Below are 21,447 nucleotides of genomic sequence, written 5' to 3'. Positions count from 1 at the left end.
TGAGGGCTGCAGCATGAGCGCAAAAGTCTGGCTGGTGGGCGCAGGCCCTGGTGATCCTGAGTTGCTTACCCTCAAGGCCGTTCGAGCCTTACATGAAGCCCAGGTGGTGTTGATCGATGACCTGGTCAACAGCGCGATACTGGAACACTGCCCTACAGCTCGAATCATCGCCGTCGGCAAGCGCGGCGGCTGTCGATCGACACCACAGGCCTTCATCCACCGGCTTATGCTGCGCTTCGTCCGCCAAGGCAAATGCGTGGTACGGCTCAAGGGCGGCGACCCGTGTATTTTCGGACGCGGTGGCGAAGAAGCCGATTGGCTGCGCGCAAAAGGGGTGGAGGTCGAGCTGGTCAATGGCATCACTGCTGGCTTGGCCGGGGCAACACAGTGCGGTATTTCGTTGACCTTGCGCGGCGTGAGTCGTGGCGTAACCCTGGTCACCGCGCACACGCAGGATGACAGCAGCCTCAACTGGCAAGCGTTGGCGCAGAGCGGCACGACGTTAGTGGTCTACATGGGTGTCGCCAAACTACCGGAAATTCGCGACAACCTGCTCGCTGGAGGCTTGGCTGCGAACACACCCGTGGCGATGATCGAAAACGCCTCACTCCCCCATCAACGCGAATGCCGCAGCACGCTGACTGACATGCAACGGGACGCCGTTGCCTTCGAACTGAAAAGCCCGGCGATTCTGGTGATTGGAGAAGTGGCGGCGAGCCACGGCTCTGCGGGAGCCGATGTGTTGGCGAATGGCTTTACGCACTGTGCTTGACCTACCGCACACAACCAGGCGTTAAATCGCAGACAAAGAAAAGCCCGGCCAAAGCCGGGCTTCTCTTGAAGCGGGGGCTAATTACTTAGCTTGAGCTTCTACTTGAGCTTCTACGCGACGGTTGATAGCGCGGCCAGCGTCAGTTGCGTTATCAGCAACTGGGCGGGATTTGCCGTAGCCAATCGAGTTCACGCGGTTAGCACCAACACCGTACTGGTTAACCAGAACCTGTTTGACAGCGCTTGCACGCTTCTCAGACAGTTTTTGGTTGTAAGCGTCAGGACCGACGGAGTCAGTGTGACCTTCAACAGTAGTGTGGGTCTGTGGGTACTGCTTCATGAAGTCAGCGAGGTTCTTGATATCGCCGTAGCTGTTAGGCTTGACAACAGCTTTGTTGAAGTCGAATTTGACGTCCAACTCAACACGTACAACTTCAGCAACAGCAGGTTCTACTGCTGGTGCTGGCTCAGCAGCAACTGGCTCTGGAGCCGGTGCTGGAGCTGGAGCTGGCTTGGAGCCGCCACCGAAGTTCACACCCAGACCGATGGTAGGAGCGTAGTCCCACTTACCGTTGTCCAGTTTGTACGAAGCGTCAACGCCAGCACGAGCGTACAAGTTGTCAGTGATGTACCACTTGGCACCGCCACCGATTGTAGCGAATGTGGACTGGTCACGACCCGAATGGCCATCAGCCTGCACGTTCGTCAGGCTCTGGTGAGCGAAACCACCGGAAACGTATGGACGAATAGCGTCACCAACAGTACCGAAGTGGTACATACCCGTCAGAGAAGCTTCGTCGCCGCGAATTTTCTGCCAGTTGGTATTGTTGTTCGAGCGCGTGTAATTGGTTTTGTCGTAGCCCAAAATCACTTCGACGTCATCGGTCAGGAAGTAGCCGATGGAAGCACCAGGATTGTAGCCATCTTCAACGTCGTTGACGCTACGGTTGAAGTGCTTTTGGTAGAACAGCTCACCCTCGACCGCGCCTTGGCCTTGTGCCAGAACGCAGAACGAAGTCATGGCTACAATAGAGCCAATGGCGATGCCCAAGGTGTTTTTCAGTTTCATCCGTTAAATCCCCATCTAGTAATTGTTAAGCAGTCCTTCGTACCGAAGGACAACTCGTCGACAAGTCTATCAGAACTTGCCAGCACGTTAGAGATATTTGCCCCGACTTAAGTTTCAGTCACGCCTGCAAATTTCTCACGTAGTTTATCAAGAGCCCGTTTGTAGCGCATTTTCGTAGCGCTCAGGCCCATGTGCATAATGTCTGCAATCTCTTGAAACTCAAGCTCTGCGACAAATCGCAGCACCAGAATTTCCCGATCAATCGGGTTCACATGCACCAGCCAGCGATCAAGGCCGCCCTGCTCCTCAGGGGTTGGCGTCTTCTCTTCAGACGCTTCCTCAAGGGGGTCGAGACTCAAAGCGTCCATCAAGCGGCGCTTTCGTCGTTCCTTTCTGTACTGCGTAATGCATTCGTTGTAAGTGATGCTGTACAGCCAGGTTTTAAACTTCGATTTGCCCTCGAAATTCTTCAATCCGTACAGCACTTTGAGCATCACTTCCTGACAGACATCATCAGCATCGCGATCGTTCCCTAAATAACGTGCGCACACGTTAAAAAGAGTCCTCTGATAGCGCCGCATCAGCTCTTGGTAGGCGCGCGTTACATGAAAAAGCTCGACGTGCGCCCGCGCCACCAGCTCCTCATCGGAGAGCTCGCGGGGGTCGTAGCGCGTGGATAGCGATTGGGTTTTATTCAAAACAAGTCGTGCCGACAGTCAGGTCAATGTCCGCCACTGCCCGCGTTTCCGGCAATTTGGTGGCGGCATACATTAGCAGGGTTCGCCGGGTTAGCGGCTACTCACTCGCTGCTCGAGGAGGATTCGGTTGGACAATGATACCAACTCTCCCTCATCGGTCAGCAGGATAGTTTTCACCGTGCCAATTTCTTCGATCTGCCCTTCGACCTCACCCACACGCACTTGTTGCCCAACCCGATACAACTCTCGCACATAAATACCCGCCAGAATTTGCCCGGCGATTTCACGACTTCCCAGCCCCATTGCCAACGCAATAGCCAGACCAACGGTAATCAAACCAATCACAATCACGTGGTTGAGTAGGTCAGTTTTGACCTCCAACTGGCTGATAGCGACTGAAATACTAATAATAATGACCAGCCCTTGAGCGATTCGCCCCAGGCCAGCGGAATAATCGAGCCCTACGCCTTCAGCAGCACCGCGCACCAAACCATTGGCCAATTGCGCCAGCAGCACACCCACGAGCAGCACCAATGCCGCGCCAAATACTTTCGGCACGTACAGAGCCAGCATGTCCAGGGTGGCGGAAACCCGCTCCAACCCCAAGGACTCAGCGGCAGAGACCAGAAAAATCAGCAACACGAACCAATAGACGATTTTGCCGACCAAAGTCGAAATGGGGACCTGGACACCCGCCCGCGCTATCAATTTGGTCAGCCCGGTGCCGCCCATGAGGCGATCCAGACCCAGTTTGGCCAACAATTTGGACAGCAGTGTGTCAAGTAATTTGGCAACAACAAAACCCAGCAACACCACAATGAGCGCGCCAAACAGGTTCGGAATGAAGTTTGCAACTTTGGTCCACAACACAGTCATTGCGGCCACAAGGCTCTGCGTCCAGAGATTAAGTTCCATGTTCAATCAGCCTTATCGACAGGACGAGCAGAAGAAATAGTGTGACGTGAAACGGGTGCTATGTGAGCCGAGCCATTGTTCAGGCCAATCATCAACGCTTGCGACCAACGCCCGAGCAAGCTGAACAGGTCCCCGGCACCGACCTGACGGTTCGCGGTCTTCAGTACACGGCCCAGGCACGCGTCGTCATCCCGGTTGGAGGGTGACGCGTTGAGCATGTCGCGCAGCGATTTTTCGAACGGGTCGTGCATAGGCACCTCACGCAATGTCACTAAAAGACGCGATAAGAATTGTCCGAGTCACAAATGAGTCATTTAGTAGCAAAAAGCCTTTACCCCTACACCCAGCGCAAGCGACGGAACAACCACCACTGGCCCAGTCCCACTGCCGCCATTATCGAGCAAGCAATCAGAAACCCGTATGGATTGCTCGAACCAGGCACGCCTCCCACGTTGACGCCCAGTAAACCGGTCAGAAAGCTCATCGGCAGGAAGACTCCGGTGATAATCCCAAAGCGATACATGACCCGATTCATACCCTCGCGCAGGCGTCTATCCTCGGACTCAAGGACCAGCCCGACACGCTCGCGGGTCAATTCCAGCTCTTCGAGATAACGGGTCAAGCTGTTGTTGAGCTCATTCCAGTAACTGGCATCGTCATCGGCAAACCACGGCAGTTTATTGCGAGTCAATTGCGCGTAAATTTCGCGTTGCGGCGCCAAAAACCGGCGCAAACCGGCAGCGCGGCGACGGATATGCAGCATGTCACCATGATCGGAAGCATACCGTTCATCGGCATCTATCTTTTCTTCCTCTTCGTCGACCAATTCCGACAGCTCACTGACCAGCGTCTGGACCTTATCAGTGAGGTATTGAGCGAGATAAAGGATCAATTCAGAGGTGGTTTTCGGACCGTTGCCTTGATTCAGGTGTTCGATCAGCTCATCGGTGGCACGCAAGGGACGTAAACGCAGGGAGATAACCTGCTGAGCGGCGGCAAAGATACGGACCGAGACCATGTCCTCAGGCTCGGCCCCCGGATTGAGATTGACGCCGCGCAGAAACAGCAGCAATTCGGCGTTGGGCAATGGCACCCAGCGTGGTCGCGTGTTCTCCTCGAGCAGCAAATCGCAGTTGAACTCGCTCAACCCACTGGAAGAGCGCAACCAGGTCTGGGTTTGCGGATGACTGCGGTCCCAATGCAGCCAGACACTTTCGTGTGGCTGCAACTGAAGGACATCCAATTCGGTTCGAGCAATGAAACGCGCCCCACCTTCACCATCCAGCACCAGGGCATGTACCAGCCCCCATTGCGCGTTAGCTTCGTCGAACATTCGGTCTCCTGTTTATTCCGGCATTTTAAGAGGGCTTGGCGAAATAATGACGCCATTATTGTCAGCGTACACGTACTCGCCCGGACGGAAGGTCACGCCAGCGAACGTCACCGCTACGTTCAGGTCGCCAATACCGCGCTTGTCAGTTTTCATCGGGTGGGCGGCCAGTGCCTGCACGCCCAGATCAGTTTGTGCTATGACGTCGACATCACGAATGCAGCCGTAAATCACCAGCCCTTCCCAGCCGTTTTTTGAAGCTTTTTCGGCCAGCATGTCACCCAGCAAGGCCCGACGCAGCGAACCGCCGCCATCGACCACCAACACTTTGCCCTTACCGTCGAGGTCAACCTGCTCCTTGACCAACGAATTATCCTCGAAACACTTGATGGTGACGATTTCGCCACCAAAGGAATCGCGGCCACCGAAATTGCTGAACATCGGCTCGACGACCTGCACCAATTCTGGGTAGGCATCGCACAAATCGGGGGTGAGGTAATGCATGGGTGAACTCCTGTCAGTAAAAAAAAGGATCTCAGGTGTTACGAGAAATTCGGCTGCTTCAAATCAACGGCTACACAAAAAACGTCTAGCGAGTGCCTATGCTTAGCCTTAGTCACGCTGACCAGACTAGACATCGACACCGATCCGATCACCTTCGTAGGCCAGGGCAAACAACTTCAGGCCTGGACATGACGCCTGCAAAGGGCGTCCGCTCGGCAACTGGAACTCAATACCATGGCGTTTGCACCGCAAAACCGTACCTATAAGCGTGCCACTGTGCAAGGGTGCGCCTTGATGCGGACAGCTGTCTTCCAGCAGCAGCGGCTGATTATCGATCACCAACAGCAACAGATCGCGCCCGGCGACCTTGAACGTCTGCCGGTAGCCATCATTCAAATTGATCAGGCGCTCAAGTGGCACGAACATAGATGCAGGCCCGCAAACCGAAAATGACTGAAACGGCATAATGTCGCATAGCTTAGCCCCAACCCGCCCGCAACGAAACGGTTAGGGTCTGTTGACGTTTGGTGACGACCGCCACCAAACGTCAACAGACCCTAGACCGCCCTATATCAAGGCACCCTCGCCAGAGCGTGATTGCTCCTGATCGGTCAGAGGTAACGATGGGGTACGCAACCAACTCGCTACCAACGGCCAGACTTGAGTTTGTGCGCCTTTGCTCACAAGCATTTCGACATGACCAAAATCTTCAGTGAAACCCTTATCGCGCCCGAGGCAGACAAACTGACGTTGCTCGGAACCGAACTGGTCGTATAGCTTACGGCACGCCCACGCAGGGTCTTGATTATCACCCACGGCGGCAACCGCCAGCACGGGCACCTGAACCTCACTCAACCCAGCCCACCAATCTCGCTCGGCATCGCCAAAGCGGCGGAACAGTCCGTACCACCGCATGCTTTCCAGCGCCAGGCCAATGGGCTCATCTTCCGGTCCGCGCTTCAGACGCGAACCAGAAATATGCGCGAAGCGCCTGAGCAACAAGCGCCCGCCCCACTCCACCGGGGGGATTTTCAATGGCCAGTACGTGCGACTGATCTGACTGCCGAACAACGCGACCGAGGCCGCGCCCTCCGAGTCGAGGTAATGACCGCCAAGCGCTGCCGCAAGAGTGATGCCGCCCAGAGAGTGGCCAATCCAGTGCGGAACCTGGCCGCTCTGCTCACGCACAAAAGCGGCAATCGCTGGCAGGTCATAGCGCGCGTAATCGGCCACGCGATTATGCCGGTAAGCCTGATTTCGCGAAGACAGACCATGCCCGCGCATTTCCGGAATCCACACATCGAAACCGGCACGCGCCAGATACGCGCCCAGACCTATGCCCTTGGGTGAATACCAGAAGCGTCGATTGGAGAAACTACCGTGAAGCAGGACCACCGGAACGCCGCGTGAATCGGGCGATTCGACCAGACCCAGACGGGTCACGGCCAGCTCGACACTGATATCCGGGCTGTTGGCGGGTTTCAAACGGTACACGTCCTCGATCAGATCGCCACGGCGTTCAGCGCTGATCAAGGCCACAGGAAAAAGATTGCTGCTGCTTTGCATATTGCTCTTGCACAAAAAAGGCGGCATCTTTGAAAAAACCGCCCGGGAAAACGCGACGAAGCGCCGGCCTGCCAACGCAAACCGACGCTTCACTCATCACATCAGACGGGTGCCTGAGCTTCAGCCAAGAAGAACCAGGTTTCCAGTACGGAGTCGGGGTTCAACGAAACGCTTTCGATGCCCTGCTCCATCAGCCACTTGGCCAGATCCGGATGATCGGAAGGGCCTTGACCGCAGATACCGATGTACTTGCCAGCCTTGTTGCATGCCTGAATGGCATTCGACAGCAGCTTTTTGACCGCAGGGTTACGCTCGTCGAACAGGTGAGCAATGATCCCGGAGTCACGATCCAGGCCCAGCGTCAGCTGAGTCAGGTCGTTGGAGCCAATCGAGAAGCCGTCGAAGAATTCAAGGAACTCCTCGGCCAGGATCGCGTTGGAAGGCAACTCGCACATCATGATGATGCGCAAACCGTTCTCGCCACGGACCAGACCGTTGGCCGCGAGCAGGTCAATGACCTGACTGGCTTCGCCCAGGGTGCGCACGAACGGCACCATGATTTCGACATTGGTCAGGCCCATCTCGTTGCGCACGCGCTTGAGGGCGCGGCATTCGAGTTCGAAGCAGTCACGGAAGTTTTCGCTGATATAACGCGAAGCGCCGCGGAAGCCCAGCATCGGGTTTTCTTCTTCCGGCTCGTACAGCTTGCCGCCGATCAGGTTGGCGTATTCGTTGGACTTGAAGTCCGACAGGCGCACGATGACTTTTTTCGGCGTGAACGCCGCAGCCAAAGTGCTGATGCCTTCAACCAGTTTCTCGACATAGAAGCCGACCGGGTCATCGTAGCCAGCAATGCGCTTGTCGACGCTGTCTTTGATGTCCTGCGGCAGACCGGCGTAGTTCAGCAGTGCCTTGGGATGCACGCCGATCATACGGTTGATGATGAACTCCAGACGCGCCAAACCAACACCGGCATTGGGCAACTGAGCAAAATCGAATGCGCGATCAGGGTTACCGACGTTCATCATGATCTTGAACGGCAGATCAGGCATGGCGTCGACCGAGTTCTTCTTGATGTCGAAGCCCAGTTCGCCTTCGAAAATGTAACCGGTATCGCCTTCAGCACAGGAAACGGTCACGCCCTGCCCTTCTTGCAACACTTCGGTGGCGTTGCCGCAACCGACCACGGCCGGGATACCCAGCTCACGAGCGATGATCGCCGCGTGACAGGTACGTCCACCACGGTTTGTGACGATGGCGCTGGCGCGCTTCATCACGGGTTCCCAGTCCGGATCGGTCATGTCGGAAACCAGCACGTCGCCCGGCTGCACCTTATCCATCTCGGATACATCTTTGATGATCCGTACCTTACCGGCACCGATACGCTGACCGATAGCACGACCTTCCACCAGCACGGTGCCGGTTTCCTTGAGCAGGTAGCGCTCCATGACATTGGAGGAGGTACGGCTTTTCACTGTTTCAGGGCGAGCCTGAACGATGTACAGCTTGCCATCATCACCGTCTTTGGCCCATTCGATGTCCATCGGGCACTTATAGTGCTGCTCGATGATCATCGCCTGTTTGGCCAACTCGTTGACTTCGGCATCAGTCAGGCAGAAGCGCGCACGATCAGCCGGCTCGACGTCGATGACCTTGACCGACTTACCGGCCTTGGCTTCGTCGCCGTAGATCATTTTGATGGCCTTGCTGCCCAGGTTGCGGCGCAGGATCGCGGGGCGACCGGCTGCAAGGGTGTCTTTGTGGACGTAGAACTCGTCAGGGTTGACCGCGCCCTGAACCACGGTTTCACCCAGGCCGTAAGCGCCCGTGATAAACACCACACCACGGAAACCGGATTCGGTGTCCAGGGTAAACATCACGCCAGCAGTGCCGGTTTCTGAGCGGACCATGCGCTGCACGCCGGCAGACAAGGCCACCAGTTTGTGATCAAAGCCCTGATGCACGCGATAGGAAATAGCGCGGTCATTGAACAGCGAGGCGAAGACTTCCTTGGCGGCGCGGATGACGTTTTCGACGCCACGAATATTCAGGAAGGTTTCTTGTTGGCCGGCGAAAGATGCGTCAGGCAAGTCTTCAGCTGTGGCCGAAGAACGCACGGCAACGGCCAGGTTCGGATTGCCGGCAGACAGTTCGGCGAAAGCCGTACGAATTTCAGCGTTGAGTTTCTCGGGAAACTCGGCCTCCATGATCCAGGCGCGGATTTGCGCGCCAGTCTTGGCCAAAGCGTTGATGTCATCGACATCAAGCGCGTCAAGGGCGGCATGGATCTGATCGTTCAAACCGCTCAACTCAAGAAAATCACGATACGCTTGAGCCGTAGTGGCAAAGCCACCGGGGACCGAAACACCGGCGCCCGCGAGGTTACTGATCATCTCGCCGAGGGATGCGTTCTTGCCCCCCACATGCTCCACATCATGGACGCCGAGCTTATCGAGGGAAACTACGTACTCTACCAAGGTGATCTCTCCACTAACTGTGTTGGGAAAAGCTCAGGGCGCTGAAACAACTATTAAGAGCGGTTCCGAGCGTTTGTGGCCTGGACCTGGAAAATAAGTGAGAATGCTGGCCATCAAGGTTCGCAAGCGGGCCTATCATATCCAAGATTCGTCACCAGCTTAAGGCCCACGGCGCAAATGAAACGATCTGCTTTCTTCATCTCCGACGGCACGGGCATCACAGCCGAGACACTCGGCCAAAGCCTATTGGCGCAGTTCGAAAATATTACGTTCAACAAGTTCACGCGCCCGTACATCGACAACGAGGAAAAGGCGCGCGCAATGGTACAACAAATCAACAGCGCCGCCGATAAGGACGAACTACGACCGATCATTTTCGACACCATCGTCAACCAGGACATTCGCGAAATCCTGGCGACCTCAAACGGTTTCATGATCGATATTTTCTCGTCCTTCCTTGCCCCTCTTGAGCTGGAGCTTAGTTCACACTCCTCGTATTCAGTAGGAAAGTCACACTCGATCGGGCACAACTCCAACTACATGGAACGGATCGAGGCGGTGAACTTTGCGCTCGACAATGACGATGGCGCCCGTACGCACTACTACGACAAGGCCGACCTGATTCTGGTAGGGGTCTCGCGTTGTGGCAAAACCCCAACCTGTCTGTACATGGCTATGCAATTCGGCATTCGTGCGGCCAACTACCCGCTCACCGAAGACGACATGGAGCATTTGCAATTACCGGCTGCGCTCAAGCAGCATCGGAGCAAGCTGTTCGGCCTGACCATCGACCCGGACCGACTGACGGCGATTCGCAACGAACGCAAGCCCAATAGCCGCTACTCCAGCTATGCACAGTGCGAGTTCGAAGTCCGGGAAGTCGAAAGCCTCCTCCGCCGCGAAAACATCCCGCACATCAACTCCACGCATTTTTCGGTTGAAGAGATTTCAGCGAAAATACTCGTAGAAAAAGGTGTCGAACGACGATTCAAATAGCAGGCCCATGATGGCGGTGGATCAGACGCACCGCCTCAAGCCCTTCGTGAATGAATTCGCTCCCACACAGCTTGCACTGCTAGATCACGAACAAATCAACAAAGCGGCTAACCGGTGTGGCCTCCAGTTTCGCCTGATCCTTGCAGAGGGCGAAGATCTCGCTGCTGCGCTGGGCGGTGAATTTGGTTGCCAGGTTGGCCTTGAACTTGTCTTCGAGCAATGGAATACCGTCGACGCGACGACGACGGTGACCGATCGGATACTCGACCACCACTTGTTCAGTGCTGGAACCATCCCTGAAGAACACTTGGATCGCATTGGCGATGGATCGCTTGTCGGCTTCTAGGTATTCACGGGTGTAGCGCGCGTCTTCCACGATCACCATCTTCTCGCGCAGCTCATCGATGATCGGATTAGCGGCATGAAAGTCGTCTTCGTACTGCTCGGCAACCAGGTTGCCAAACGCCAGGGGCACAGCGGTCATGTACTGGATGCAGTGATCGCGATCTGCCGCGTTGGCCAATTTGCCCTGCTTGGAAATGATCCGAATCGCCGACTCATGGGTCGTGATGACGATTTTTTCGATCTCGTGCAGGCGATCCTTGACCTGCGGATGCAGGGTCACAGCCGCTTCACACGCGGTTTGCGCGTGGAACTCGGCCGGGAAGCTGATCTTGAACAGCACGTTTTCCATTACATAGGTGCCGTACGGCTGGGATAGGGCGAATTCGCGCTTGTCCTCTGGCTTGAGCGCCAGATCCTTGTTGGTGTGACTGAACAGCACGTCGTAGAAACCCCACTGCGGTGCACTCAATACACCGGGAATACCCATCTCGCCGCGCATGGCGATATCGGCCAGACGCACACCACGGCTCGACGCATCACCCGCTGCCCAGGACTTACGAGAACCGGCATTCGGCGCGTGACGGTAGGTACGCAGCGCCTGGCCATCTACGAACGCATGGGACAGCGCAGCCAGCAGCTGTTCGCGGTTAGCCCCCATCAGCTTGGCGGTGACGGCAGTCGACGCTACTTTCACCAACAATACGTGGTCGAGACCTACGCGATTGAACGAGTTTTCCAGCGCAATAACACCCTGGATTTCATGAGCCATGATCATGGCGTCAAGCACGGCGCGCACTGTCAACGGTGTATCACCATTGGCGACGCGCTTTTGCGACAGGTGATCGGCCACGGCAAGGATACCGCCGAGGTTATCGGACGGGTGACCCCATTCGGCGGCCAGCCAAGTGTCGTTGTAATCGAGCCAGCGCACGATACAGCCAATATCCCAAGCCGCTTTTACCGGGTCCAGACTGAAACGGGTGCCAGGCACTCGCGCACCGAACGGCACAAGGGTCCCTTCGACAATGGGCCCCAGATGCTTGGTACATTCTGGAAAACGCAACGCCAGCAGGCCACAGCCCAAGGTATCCATCAGGCAGTTGCGTGCAGTGTCCAGCGCTTCTCTGGACTCGATCTTGAAACTCAGTACGTAGTCAGCGATATCTTGCAGGACCTTGTCATAGTCCGGGCGATTGTTCAGATCAACGTTGGCACTCATGGTGGTCTCGCTTCTCTATGAGTAGACGGATTAGTTAACGCTGTTCGAGGGCCGAATGGGTACGCCGGAACACATTTTCGAACAAGGTCTCCAAATCGGTTTGCGCAGTGCCTGTGACCTCGATCACACTCAACACATTGTCAACACCTTGAAAAAAATCAACCCAATAGTTAACCAGAATCACCATTTCAGTCAATTCAAAAATCAATATTGTCGACAATCGTCCAATGAAAGCTGCTCATGGCACCTTACGCCCAGGGACTATTCCTACAACTTTTGACGACCACCTACATGACTGGCACCATAAAACCTTCATGCTAGAATGCCGCGCGCATCTGTCGACTGGAACCGATGCCAATGCCTGTCTGCCTGCATGCCAGGCGCACGAGGAAGCTTGCGCGCTATGTGAAACCGCCCTTGCCCCCGAAGATCGCCCTTTCACCGCGCCAGGACTTATGAGACTCAAGCCTTTCCCCACATTATTCTGTTTGTTCCTTTTACCCGGTGTAAGCGTTGCGGCTAACAAGACCGTGTATGGCCTGAACGAATACGCAACACTCTCCGACATTGATCTGCAAGTCGCGGCAAAACTCGACACTGGCGCCAAAACCGCCTCCCTCAGCGCCCGCGACATCAAGCACTTCACACGTAATGGCGAAACCTGGGTGCGCTTCTATCTGGCCATCGACGACGCCCACGCACACCCGATAGAGCGCCCGCTGGCCCGGGTCAGCAAGATCAAGCGCCGTGCCGACGACTACGACCCTGACGACGAAAAAAAGTACACCGCGCGCCCGGTCATCAGCCTGGATGTGTGCATGGGGACCGCTATACACAGCATCGAAGTGAACTTGACTGATCGAAGTGCATTCCAATACCCGCTTCTGATCGGCTCCGAAGCACTCAAACGCTTTGATGCGCTGGTTGATCCGAGTCTTAAATACGCAGCGGGCAAACCTGCCTGCGCCACCGACGCTCATACCGCAGAGTAATACCCATGCGCTCTATTACCCTCCATCTGAAAATCCTGATTACTGCCCTGGTGACACTGGGAATAGCGATCACGGCCTATCAGATTTTCGTTCTCGGCATTCCGGTAACCGAGGATGAAACGGACGACCTGTGGAACATCGACGCCAAAGTCGAGTTCGTCGCCAGCGCCAAGGACCCGGTCAAGATCCAGATGTTCGTGCCGCCCCTGAGCCACGACTATGTCAGCCTCAACGAAAGCTTCATCTCCAATAACTACGGCGTCAGCGTTAACCGCATCGATGGCAACCGCAAGGTCACCTGGTCGGCCCGACGCGCCACCGGCAATCAGACCCTGTATTACCGACTGGTCCTGACCAAACGCTACAGCGGTGACAAACCCAAGATCAAAGGGCCTGTTTTCCGCGACAGTATCGCCATCGAAGGCCCGGAAAAAATCGCCGCGGACGCCCTGCTCGCGCCGATCCGTCAGCACTCGGCGGATGTCGAAACCTTCATCACCGAAGCAATCAAGCGCGTTAACAATCTCAGCGACGACAATGTAAAGCTGCTGCTGGCCGGCGATACATCGACCTCGAACAAGGCACGAATCACTGAGCTATTACTGTCCATTGCCCACGTACCGGTCGAAAAACTGCACACCATTCGCCTAACGACCGATCAACCCCAGACCCCTGAGCTGTGGCTACGCAGCTTTAACGGCAAAGACTGGTTGTACTTCAACCCGGACAATGGCGAACAAGGTCTGCCGACAGATCGGCTAACGTGGTGGATCGGCGATGAAAACCTGGTGAGCGTTGAAGGTGGGAAAAAAGCCACGGTCAACTTCACCCTCAACAACAGTGAAATGAATGCAATTCGCCTGGCCAAGCTGACCGACGCAAACACCGACGACCACTTCCTAGGGTACTCGCTATACGGGCTGCCGCTGCAAACCCAGCAGACGTTCATGATCATGGTGATGATCCCGATTGGCGTGCTGGTGATCCTGATCCTGCGCAACCTGATCGGTCTGGAGACACTGGGCACCTTTACCCCAGTACTGATCGCCTTGGCGTTCCGAGAGACGCAATTGGGCTTTGGCATCGCGCTGTTCACGATCATTACCGCGCTCGGCCTGTCGCTGCGCTCTTATCTAGAGCATTTGAAACTGCAAATGCTGCCGCGACTGTCAGTGGTGTTGACCTTCGTTGTGGTCCTGATTGCGGCCATCAGCCTGTTCAGCCACAAGCTTGGCCTTGAGCGCGGCCTGTCGGTGGCGCTGTTCCCGATGGTGATTCTGACCATGACCATCGAGCGCCTGTCGATCACCTGGGAAGAGCGAGGCAGTGGCCATGCGATGAAAGTCGCCATTGGCACCCTGTTTGCCGCCTCCTTGGCACACATCATCATGAGCGTGCCGGAATTGACCTATTTCGTCTTCACCTTCCCCGCCGTGCTGCTGATTCTGGTGGGCTTCATGCTGGCGATGGGACGTTATCGGGGCTACCGCCTGACTGAGCTGATGCGCTTCAAGGCGTTCCTTCAGGAAGAGACAAAATGATCGGCTTCTGGAAGACCTGGAAGGCCCTGGAAGCCAAGGGCATCATGGGCATCAACCGGCGCAATGCGGATTACGTGCTCAAGTACAACAAGCGCGGCCTGTACCCGATCGTCGATGACAAGATCATCACCAAGGAACGGGCAATTCAAGCTGGCATCCATGTGCCGGAGATGTATGGGGTCATTTCCACCGAAAAGGAAATCGAGAAACTCGACGAGATCATCGGCGGGCGCAACGACTTCGTGATTAAACCGGCCCAAGGCGCGGGCGGCGACGGTATTTTGGTGATCGTTGACCGCTTCGAAGACCGGTTTCGTACAGTCTCGGGCAGAATCATCAGCCACGAGGAGATCGAACATCAAATCTCCAGCATCCTTACCGGCTTGTATTCACTGGGTGGACACCGTGATCGTGCGCTGATCGAATACCGGGTCACGCCAGACCAGATTTTCAAGAGCATCAGCTACGAAGGCGTACCGGACATCCGCGTCATCGTGTTGATGGGCTACCCGATCATGGCCATGCTGCGATTGCCCACGCGTCAGTCCAATGGCAAGGCCAACCTGCATCAGGGCGCCATCGGCGTCGGTGTTGACCTGGCGACCGGTTTAACATTGCGCGGCACCTGGCTGAACACCATCATCAGCAAACACCCGGACACCACCAACGCAGTGGACGGCGTGCAGTTGCCCAACTGGGACGGCTTCATGAAACTCGCCGCTGGCTGTTATGACCTGTGCGGGCTGGGTTACATCGGCGTTGATATGGTCCTGGATCAGGACAAAGGCCCGCTGATTCTCGAACTCAACGCCCGCCCCGGCCTGAATATCCAGATCGCCAACGACTGCGGCCTGACCCACCGGGCCCATGCCGTCGAAGCCCGCCTCAAGCAGTTGGCGCTGAATGGCGAGCAAGAAACCGTGGAAGAGCGGGTGCATTTTGTACAGGAACTGTTTGGTTTAAAATAATCGTTGCCCTCGCCCCTCCGCATAATGCCCCTGTCGAGATGCCCATCCGAGAACTGCCGCCCCGGTGCTGTGCCGAGCAAACTCGCGTCTCACAGGACGCGCCCCCATACAAGACTATGGGATAGAAAACGCAATGTGCAACGTTAGAAAGTTCGGGTCAGGCCAGGTAATCCCTGAATCGAAACTCACGGACACATGTATATAGATCCCTGTATCAAAGTTGAGAAGCTCCAACCAATCCTTTGGCACAGTCAGGTTGTCTGTCCCTCCGACGCCTGCAATCAGCTCCTGGGCCACGAGCGGGCGCTTATTGACCGCAACCCATGGACCCGTGGCAAGGCTCCACCCAGCAACCGTGATCTCGATATGCTGATCCAGCATCATAAAGGGCCAGGGTTTCAGTGTCAGCTTAACGCCTTCGAGCGGAATATCCCGCCAGTTCAGCACGGCTTGGCCGTTTTGGTAGACGACGTGACTGCATTGAATGACGGGAAGCTTCCCAGGATCGAGCGGCATTACTTTCAGCTGGCAAATCTCGGACCGTAACGGCCCATCGGGACCCACAACTTCGTAGTACACCGGCAGCGTCTTGCCGATGTTTAGCGCAACCTCTCTCTTTGGAATTTTATAACGACGTGTACCCACGACGATGGGTGAAGTCGTTCGAAAATCCCCCAAACTGCCTGGCTCTCCCCACTGCACCCATAGCTGCTCGTTCGGCTTGATGACCACCGTATCCGCTATCGCCACCGTCGCACCCTCCTCTGCATCGAAAGGGTCCAGCACGATGTCCTTTCCGGTACCCGTCGCGCCTTCGACAACAGGCCAGGGCAGATCACGCGCAGCAGGAACGACCTCCACGTTGACGGGGCGCGAGTGCCCGCTGTTATTCCCTGCCCGATCCTCTACCCGATAATGCACAAATCGATCACCCTCGCCACGCTCACGAATCATCCTGCCTTCAAACGTGAGAAATATTGCCTTTCCGATATCGGCTTGCGTCAGTGTTTTTGAGTCGACCCATTCGTCAGTGTAGAGTTTCTGATCCCAGTACCAGCTCAGGGTATCGCCTGGCCAAGCCCTGCTGTAAGTGGGCACTTCAGCCAGGACTTTGTCGCCGTGCGTCTCAAGGTAGTGAACCGTCACCCCGCCGCTGACGACCTCCGAATCAAACAACAACCGCCCCTCATCACCGCCAAGGGCGGGAGGAGAGGCGATGGTGAGCATCAGTGGGTCCGAAGGCGCCCAGGCGCCGTTGAAGGTCATTACTTCGTAGTGCAGACGATGCGTGCCTGCTGCGCTCAAATAGCGCGGCTCAACCATCAAGAAAAGATCGCCAGGCGGAACGGGTGCGGTCCAGGTTTTTTCGGCGACCTTTTCGTTATTCCAATACAGGTAAAGATGTTCCGGCTCACCGGGCGCCGGATCCGAGTTCAACCACATGGGAACATCCACGCGCAGGGGGTCTTTCAGTGCGCTGACGGGCAACAGGTTTTCTTGCCCACCCGGAATATTATCAAGGATGGCCCCCACGCTCGGGAGCTTAAGGGCCTTATCGTCGCCTGGACCATCGGAGCTATGCATTACCTGTACTCCTTGCTTAAGCAGAAAGCCGAAATGGCCTTCCATGACTTCATCCGTTACCAGCTATAACGAACCCCGACGTTGGCACCCCACGGTTGTTCAAAATTTTCACCCTTGCTGTAGTCAAGATCGACATGCAGTTGCAACCGGTCGGCCAACGATACGGCAATGCCTGTGCCCAACTCACCGCGCGAGCCAGACAGGTCATTGCTGAAAGCATTGTCATTGATGTGCACTTTGTTATTGCTGGAAAACTCATGAACATAGGCGGCACGCACATAGGGCTGGATTACCTGACCTTTACCCATGTCGATGTTGCGCCCGACTGTCGAGCCCAACTTACCCAACAGTGAGCGCGTACGGTCACCGTCCCCGGACAGACCATTGTCCAACGTGTAATCCTTGCCCTGAATGATCAACCCGGACAGTTGGGTATAGGGCTCGATGAAGTAATCATTATCGAGTTTGATATGCCGACCCAACTCAAGCGATGCACCCACGCCATTGTTGTCGTAATCGCCCTTGGCTCGAAGGCCATCGTTCAACTCAGCGCTGGAGTCATTTTGGAAGCGGTTAAACTTGAGCACGCCATCGAAGTAATAGCCGCTTTGTTCATCGAGCCAGGTGGTGTAGGCACCCATGTAGTAACTGTCGACCGTGCCGGAGGTACCGCGTTGCAAATCTAGATTGGACTTACTGTAACCGCCCATCAAACCCGCCAACCATTGACCATCACCCACGGGCAACGGCGCATCGGCACCAAAGGAAATCCCCTGCTGAGTCTGCTGGTAACCTACTTCAGAAGACGTAGAGACATTGTATTTATTGCCGTAGGCACGTATCCAGCCGCCCGCCTTGTCACCGTCCATGCGCACTTCGCCCATGCGGCTGCGCAGCGTGCTGAGCTCGCCGTACCAGACGGTGGGTGCGGCATTGAACAATGCCAGCACCGCGCGCGCGCCAGGGCTGATAGTCCGAGTGTCGGTATTGAGGTACCAATCATCGCCACGCTGTGTCAACCCGTAGGAAAACGTACCCAGATCAACCGGGCCGTTGAGCAATGAAAACTGTGCATCGCCACCGGCGATATGAACGACATGCAGGCTGTTGTTGCTCAGCGGGTCAGTGCCGCTGCTGCCGATCAGCAGGTTATGGTTGCCCGACGCGGTACCGGTAACGTTCAGGAAGTCAGCCTGACCCGTGGCAAAGTTGGCATCCATCAAAAACGTACCGCTGCCGGACAACGTGCCCACTGACAAGGTATGAAACGCCGTCGGATCGCCGAATTTGATCGAGCCGCCATTCATCGACACGTTGGCCACCGAGCCATCGCCAATCATTACCCATTGGGCATTACTGTTTGCGCTCAGGCTGGCGACGTTCTCCAACCGTCCAGTCAAGACCGACTGATTATTGAGCACAACATTTGCCGTGCTGCCAGCCTCGGCGGTCACGTCACCGGTCAGCGCGCTGTTGTTAACAGTCATGTTTGCTACGCCACCGCGTTGCACATCCAGCATGACGCCATTGCTACCGGTCAGGCTCGAACCGTTGCCCACCGTGATATTCGCGACTGCTCCGTCCCCTGCGGCATCACCCCGTACAAAAATGGCCGAGCCGTTCTGGCCCACGACCTTGGTATCGTCCAGCGTCACCGTGCTGGCAGGGGTACTGGCGGAGACAGAGCGGAAGCTCATTCCGTTGGTACCGCCGACAATCGTACTCGAGGCGGCATTGAGCGTAGCGCCAATAACTTGTATGCCCACGCTATTTGCGTTGGTGCCTGTAACCCGCGCGCCATTCAACAACGTCAGTGAGTTGCCTTCACCAATCGACGCGCCCAATACACCCCCCGTGATCTTGCTCCCGCTCACGGTTGCCGAAGCGGCTGTCGAGCCACCGGAAACTAAACGTAACCCCGTTTCGGTACTGCTGACACTGCCGCCTACAATAGTGGCCTCACTCGCAGTCAGCGTTACGCCGAAGGTACCGGTTGCCGTTACAAAAGAATCATTGAGGTAAACCTTCGAATTCAACGCAGTGATAGCGTAGGTATTTGCGCCGTTGGCGGTCAGGGTGGAGTCTGCACTCAACTCATAGCTTCCAACGGCGTAAGAACTGTCGATGATTTTATCAGCGTTGACAATCGGTGTCGCCAAGCCCTGTGAGCTCATCACTATAAACGGTGCAATAAAAACCACCTTCAGCGCGCGCGCCAGCGGTGTGTGAGTGTATGGAGTAGAGAGTGGCATTATTGATCATCCCAAGAGTTGATGATTGACGTCGAAAGAGTCCAGCCCGATAAAAACCACCCAGGTCGAACTGCAGCGGCGCAGAGCCTACATTTTAATATCCCAAATAAATGTAGGAATCTTCCTATAGATAAGTAGGAGGATTCTGCTGCCGCTTCATTGCGCCTTATTAATCCCAACACCGAAGGACTGTTTAGGGAATTTCGCAGAGACCGCTTCCGTCAAACATAGTGACAACGGCCTCTTCTGTTTCCGAAACGACGTCTACCCCGTTTAGTTTGAACTCATACCTCGTCCGGCCAAGACCCGATGCACCATCGATAAGAGCGATGGGTTCAATATGGACATCGTAGGGCTGAATCCTCCAGATAAAACCTTTGACAGTCACATCGTCGAGTGTGATCACTTCTGTTTTAACCGCGGTATCAATCAACTCTCCATCAGTTCGCTTTGAATATGGCTCCCACGTCATGGTCACCGTATCGCCCGTCTTCAAACTGGCAGACAGGTCTGGGACTTGTACCCGTACGGCATGATCTGGCCCATCCAATGAAGTGCAATTGAGAAACCCGTTGGTGGGGTTACGGTCCATGAACGTGGGTGCATCCGGAATGAATATAACGGCAGAGACGTCGACAACCGTAGTTTTCGACTGTTGTTCATTGGTGGAATCCGGACTGCCGATGCGGTAGTGCACCGGTACAGGTTTATTACCGCCGTGGAGGATGTAAGACCATGGAATTTCAACCTTCTTAAACTCGCCTGCTATATCGTCAACTTTAACGGTATAGGTCGCTTCGCTGACCCGCTCTGCGTCCCAATAAAATTCAATGTATTCGCCCTCGTTCAATGGACCATAAAAATTAAATTCGAGGTCAGCAGGTTGATTTTTGTCCAACTCTGTCAGTTGGTCAGGGGTATTTGACACTCTACCTCTGACGACGGCCACGGGAAGGTTTGTGTTAACCGGATTTGGCCAGTCAGGATCCGGGGCAGGCCTTGCCGGACCTATCGCTGAAAAGTCGACGTCGACTGTGATGCTTTTTGTTTCCGCGCTAGGCTGAGTGCCGCGCATTACCCGGTAGCTGACATTCGTGGGTACCGTGTCGGTGGCTGAACCATATTCCGCCTTGAGCGTTTGGGCAGGTACCGAGATCTCCAGAGGGAATGCAGGAGAAGCTCCGACCGGATAAAGCGCCACGACTGTCGCTCCCCACGTGAGCTCAATCTGGTCGCCTCCACCCACATGGTAGCCGGTGAACGCAGGTATCTGCACCTTCACACCCGCGATCGCATCCTTGAGATCTATCAGGTCATCGTCGCCTGCAAAGGGCACCACCGGATCTTGCAGGTCGATCGGTATAGGGCCGAGCGCAACGCTCGTGATGGTGAGTGTCTTTGGATAACGGCTCCGGTTGCCGGCCTTATCGCGCAGCGAATAAAAGGCGACTACCTCGCCATCACCCTTATCCTTGATATATTCCGCTGGAAAAACAACCGCTTGCGCGGTATTTGCTGGCCCCACCACGGCAATGGTAGCAACGGGTGGGAAATCCGGATCTTCGGGCAGAGGTGACTTTTCCCACCAGAATGAAACGGTATCCCCGGGTTGCCAGCTTGAATAGCCGGGCACGGTGCCGATGACCTGATCGCCGTGGGCCGCCAGGTACTCGTCGGTAATGGTGTCCAGCGGCAGTATCAAAGAAGGAGGCTCGACGTCACCATAGGGGGCTGTCCTGTCGCAGATCAAGGGGAGCACAACCGAGAAGTTGATGGTGCCACTCCAGGACTCAAGTCGATAGCGGAGCTGATAACGGCCATCTGCCAGAAATCGCACCGGAACTGATACCGTCAATGGGAAATCGCTTTCCAGCAATGGCCCCGGAAAAGGTTTTGTGGCAACGTCAATATAGGCCTCTGGAGTGCCATCGAGGCCTACATAAGCCCATTGCAAGGTGACATAGTCGACGTCCGCAGGTTCCTCAGCCCCACCAAACCACATCGGGATTTTTACCGCCAGATCTTCTCCAAGCACGCTCGAATCCAACGTCCCGTCCGTGAGATCGATGATTCCACTTACCTCAGGCACCTTAAGATCGGCCCTGGTTTCAGCCCGGCTCTGCCAATAATCCCGGCGTGCCTTTTCCGCGTTTAGTTTTTTTTTCGAAAGTGCCATGTTGAATGCTCCCAGCAAGTCCATTTCAGCCATGCCATAAGTCC

The 21,447-nt window shown here is 55.7% G+C and carries 18 protein-coding genes; 5 read left to right on the top strand and 13 right to left on the bottom strand.

The features are described from left to right. Positions 1-13 precede the first annotated feature (13 nt). Positions 14-772, top strand: coding sequence for a uroporphyrinogen-III C-methyltransferase (gene cobA / locus AC1ME2_RS25035; RefSeq protein WP_480437704.1), 759 nt, complete (start codon positions 14-16; stop codon positions 770-772). A gap of 81 nt (positions 773-853) precedes the next feature. Here cobA and AC1ME2_RS25030 read toward each other — a convergent pair whose 3' ends face one another. The 9 genes from AC1ME2_RS25030 to ppsA form a co-directional block, all read right to left on the bottom strand. After that, positions 854-1,840: an OmpA family protein gene (locus tag AC1ME2_RS25030; protein ID WP_480437703.1), complete on the bottom strand. Its 987-nt coding sequence runs from the start codon at positions 1,838-1,840 to the stop codon at positions 854-856. Positions 1,841-1,947: 107 nt separating this feature from the next. Next, positions 1,948-2,538 carry an RNA polymerase sigma factor SigX gene (sigX, locus tag AC1ME2_RS25025; protein WP_480437701.1) on the bottom strand — a complete coding sequence of 197 codons (591 nt, stop codon included), beginning with the start codon at positions 2,536-2,538 and terminating at the stop codon, positions 1,948-1,950. 90 nt (positions 2,539-2,628) lie between these two features. Further along, positions 2,629-3,453 (bottom strand): mechanosensitive ion channel family protein, encoded by an 825-nt coding sequence (locus AC1ME2_RS25020; protein WP_480437699.1) that lies wholly within the window; start codon positions 3,451-3,453, stop codon positions 2,629-2,631. A 2-nt stretch (positions 3,454-3,455) separates the two neighbouring features. After that, positions 3,456-3,704, bottom strand: coding sequence for a CrfX protein (locus tag AC1ME2_RS25015; RefSeq protein WP_480437696.1), 249 nt, complete (start codon positions 3,702-3,704; stop codon positions 3,456-3,458). A gap of 86 nt (positions 3,705-3,790) precedes the next feature. Then, entirely contained in the window at positions 3,791-4,786 is a 996-nt protein-coding gene (locus AC1ME2_RS25010) for a zinc transporter ZntB (RefSeq protein WP_480437694.1), read from the bottom strand. 12 nt (positions 4,787-4,798) lie between these two features. After that, positions 4,799-5,287, bottom strand: coding sequence for a ribonuclease E activity regulator RraA (rraA, locus tag AC1ME2_RS25005; protein WP_480437691.1), 489 nt, complete (start codon positions 5,285-5,287; stop codon positions 4,799-4,801). Between the two features lie 126 nt (positions 5,288-5,413). Continuing rightward, the gene (locus AC1ME2_RS25000; protein WP_480437690.1) at positions 5,414-5,713 is read right to left on the bottom strand and encodes a Rieske (2Fe-2S) protein; all 300 of its coding nucleotides are present in this window, start codon (positions 5,711-5,713) and stop codon (positions 5,414-5,416) included. 141 nt (positions 5,714-5,854) lie between these two features. Beyond that, entirely contained in the window at positions 5,855-6,853 is a 999-nt protein-coding gene (locus tag AC1ME2_RS24995; RefSeq protein ID WP_480437688.1) for an alpha/beta fold hydrolase, read from the bottom strand. 101 nt (positions 6,854-6,954) lie between these two features. After that, complete coding sequence (ppsA, locus tag AC1ME2_RS24990; protein ID WP_480437686.1) at positions 6,955-9,330, bottom strand: phosphoenolpyruvate synthase; 2,376 nt, start codon at positions 9,328-9,330, stop codon at positions 6,955-6,957. Between the two features lie 177 nt (positions 9,331-9,507). Here ppsA and ppsR point away from each other — a divergent pair, with 177 nt between their 5' ends. Further along, positions 9,508-10,326 (top strand): posphoenolpyruvate synthetase regulatory kinase/phosphorylase PpsR, encoded by an 819-nt coding sequence (ppsR, locus tag AC1ME2_RS24985; protein ID WP_480437684.1) that lies wholly within the window; start codon positions 9,508-9,510, stop codon positions 10,324-10,326. A 79-nt stretch (positions 10,327-10,405) separates the two neighbouring features. On the opposite strand, the gene prpD is transcribed toward ppsR, so the two are convergent. After that, positions 10,406-11,890 (bottom strand): 2-methylcitrate dehydratase, encoded by a 1,485-nt coding sequence (prpD, locus tag AC1ME2_RS24980; RefSeq protein WP_480437682.1) that lies wholly within the window; start codon positions 11,888-11,890, stop codon positions 10,406-10,408. Between the two features lie 455 nt (positions 11,891-12,345). On the opposite strand from prpD, the gene rloA reads away from it, so the two are divergent. From rloA to AC1ME2_RS24965, 3 genes are read left to right on the top strand one after another with little or no spacing between them, the layout of a single operon-like run. Beyond that, a complete protein-coding gene (gene rloA / locus AC1ME2_RS24975; protein ID WP_480437681.1) occupies positions 12,346-12,882 on the top strand; it encodes a retropepsin-like aspartic peptidase RloA in 537 nt (178 codons plus the stop codon). 5 nt (positions 12,883-12,887) lie between these two features. Then, complete coding sequence (gene rloB / locus AC1ME2_RS24970; protein ID WP_480437680.1) at positions 12,888-14,423, top strand: osmotic stress tolerance membrane protein RloB; 1,536 nt, start codon at positions 12,888-12,890, stop codon at positions 14,421-14,423. Beyond that, positions 14,423-15,391, top strand: a complete 969-nt coding sequence (locus tag AC1ME2_RS24965) for an alpha-L-glutamate ligase-like protein (protein WP_480442327.1) — start codon at positions 14,423-14,425, stop codon at positions 15,389-15,391. Before rloB ends, AC1ME2_RS24965 begins: the two co-directional genes overlap by 1 nt. A 114-nt stretch (positions 15,392-15,505) precedes the next feature. Here the strand turns inward: AC1ME2_RS24965 and AC1ME2_RS24960 are convergent, their stop codons facing one another. The 3 genes from AC1ME2_RS24960 to AC1ME2_RS24950 all read right to left on the bottom strand — a co-directional run bounded on the left by AC1ME2_RS24960 (position 15,506) and on the right by AC1ME2_RS24950 (position 21,436). Further along, positions 15,506-16,975 (bottom strand): hypothetical protein, encoded by a 1,470-nt coding sequence (locus tag AC1ME2_RS24960; RefSeq protein WP_480437679.1) that lies wholly within the window; start codon positions 16,973-16,975, stop codon positions 15,506-15,508. 56 nt (positions 16,976-17,031) lie between these two features. After that, positions 17,032-19,227: an autotransporter outer membrane beta-barrel domain-containing protein gene (locus AC1ME2_RS24955; RefSeq protein WP_480437677.1), complete on the bottom strand. Its 2,196-nt coding sequence runs from the start codon at positions 19,225-19,227 to the stop codon at positions 17,032-17,034. A gap of 193 nt (positions 19,228-19,420) precedes the next feature. After that, positions 19,421-21,436, bottom strand: coding sequence for a hypothetical protein (locus tag AC1ME2_RS24950; protein ID WP_480437676.1), 2,016 nt, complete (start codon positions 21,434-21,436; stop codon positions 19,421-19,423). Positions 21,437-21,447: the final 11 nt, after the last annotated feature.

The sequence above is a fragment of the Pseudomonas sp. ASL9 genome (assembly GCF_056680335.1).
This window is presented reverse-complemented; position numbering and strand designations above follow the sequence as displayed.

Bases quoted from the DNA above. Each gene is read 5' to 3' on its own strand.
- rloA (WP_480437681.1), top strand. From the start codon at position 12,346: ATGAGACTCAAGCCTTTCCCCACATTATTCTGTTTGTTCCTTTTACCC.
- AC1ME2_RS25020 (WP_480437699.1), bottom strand. From the start codon at position 3,453: ATGGAACTTAATCTCTGGACGCAGAGCCTTGTGGCCGCAATGACTGTG.
- AC1ME2_RS24995 (WP_480437688.1), bottom strand. From the start codon at position 6,853: ATGCAAAGCAGCAGCAATCTTTTTCCTGTGGCCTTGATCAGCGCTGAA.
- AC1ME2_RS24960 (WP_480437679.1), bottom strand. From the start codon at position 16,975: ATGCATAGCTCCGATGGTCCAGGCGACGATAAGGCCCTTAAGCTCCCG.
- AC1ME2_RS24955 (WP_480437677.1), bottom strand. From the start codon at position 19,227: ATGCCACTCTCTACTCCATACACTCACACACCGCTGGCGCGCGCGCTG.
- AC1ME2_RS25010 (WP_480437694.1), bottom strand. From the start codon at position 4,786: ATGTTCGACGAAGCTAACGCGCAATGGGGGCTGGTACATGCCCTGGTG.
- prpD (WP_480437682.1), bottom strand. From the start codon at position 11,890: ATGAGTGCCAACGTTGATCTGAACAATCGCCCGGACTATGACAAGGTC.
- cobA (WP_480437704.1), top strand. From the start codon at position 14: ATGAGCGCAAAAGTCTGGCTGGTGGGCGCAGGCCCTGGTGATCCTGAG.
- ppsR (WP_480437684.1), top strand. From the start codon at position 9,508: ATGAAACGATCTGCTTTCTTCATCTCCGACGGCACGGGCATCACAGCC.
- rloB (WP_480437680.1), top strand. From the start codon at position 12,888: ATGCGCTCTATTACCCTCCATCTGAAAATCCTGATTACTGCCCTGGTG.
- AC1ME2_RS25000 (WP_480437690.1), bottom strand. From the start codon at position 5,713: ATGTTCGTGCCACTTGAGCGCCTGATCAATTTGAATGATGGCTACCGG.
- AC1ME2_RS24950 (WP_480437676.1), bottom strand. From the start codon at position 21,436: ATGGCTGAAATGGACTTGCTGGGAGCATTCAACATGGCACTTTCGAAA.
- AC1ME2_RS25030 (WP_480437703.1), bottom strand. From the start codon at position 1,840: ATGAAACTGAAAAACACCTTGGGCATCGCCATTGGCTCTATTGTAGCC.
- AC1ME2_RS25015 (WP_480437696.1), bottom strand. From the start codon at position 3,704: ATGCACGACCCGTTCGAAAAATCGCTGCGCGACATGCTCAACGCGTCA.
- rraA (WP_480437691.1), bottom strand. From the start codon at position 5,287: ATGCATTACCTCACCCCCGATTTGTGCGATGCCTACCCAGAATTGGTG.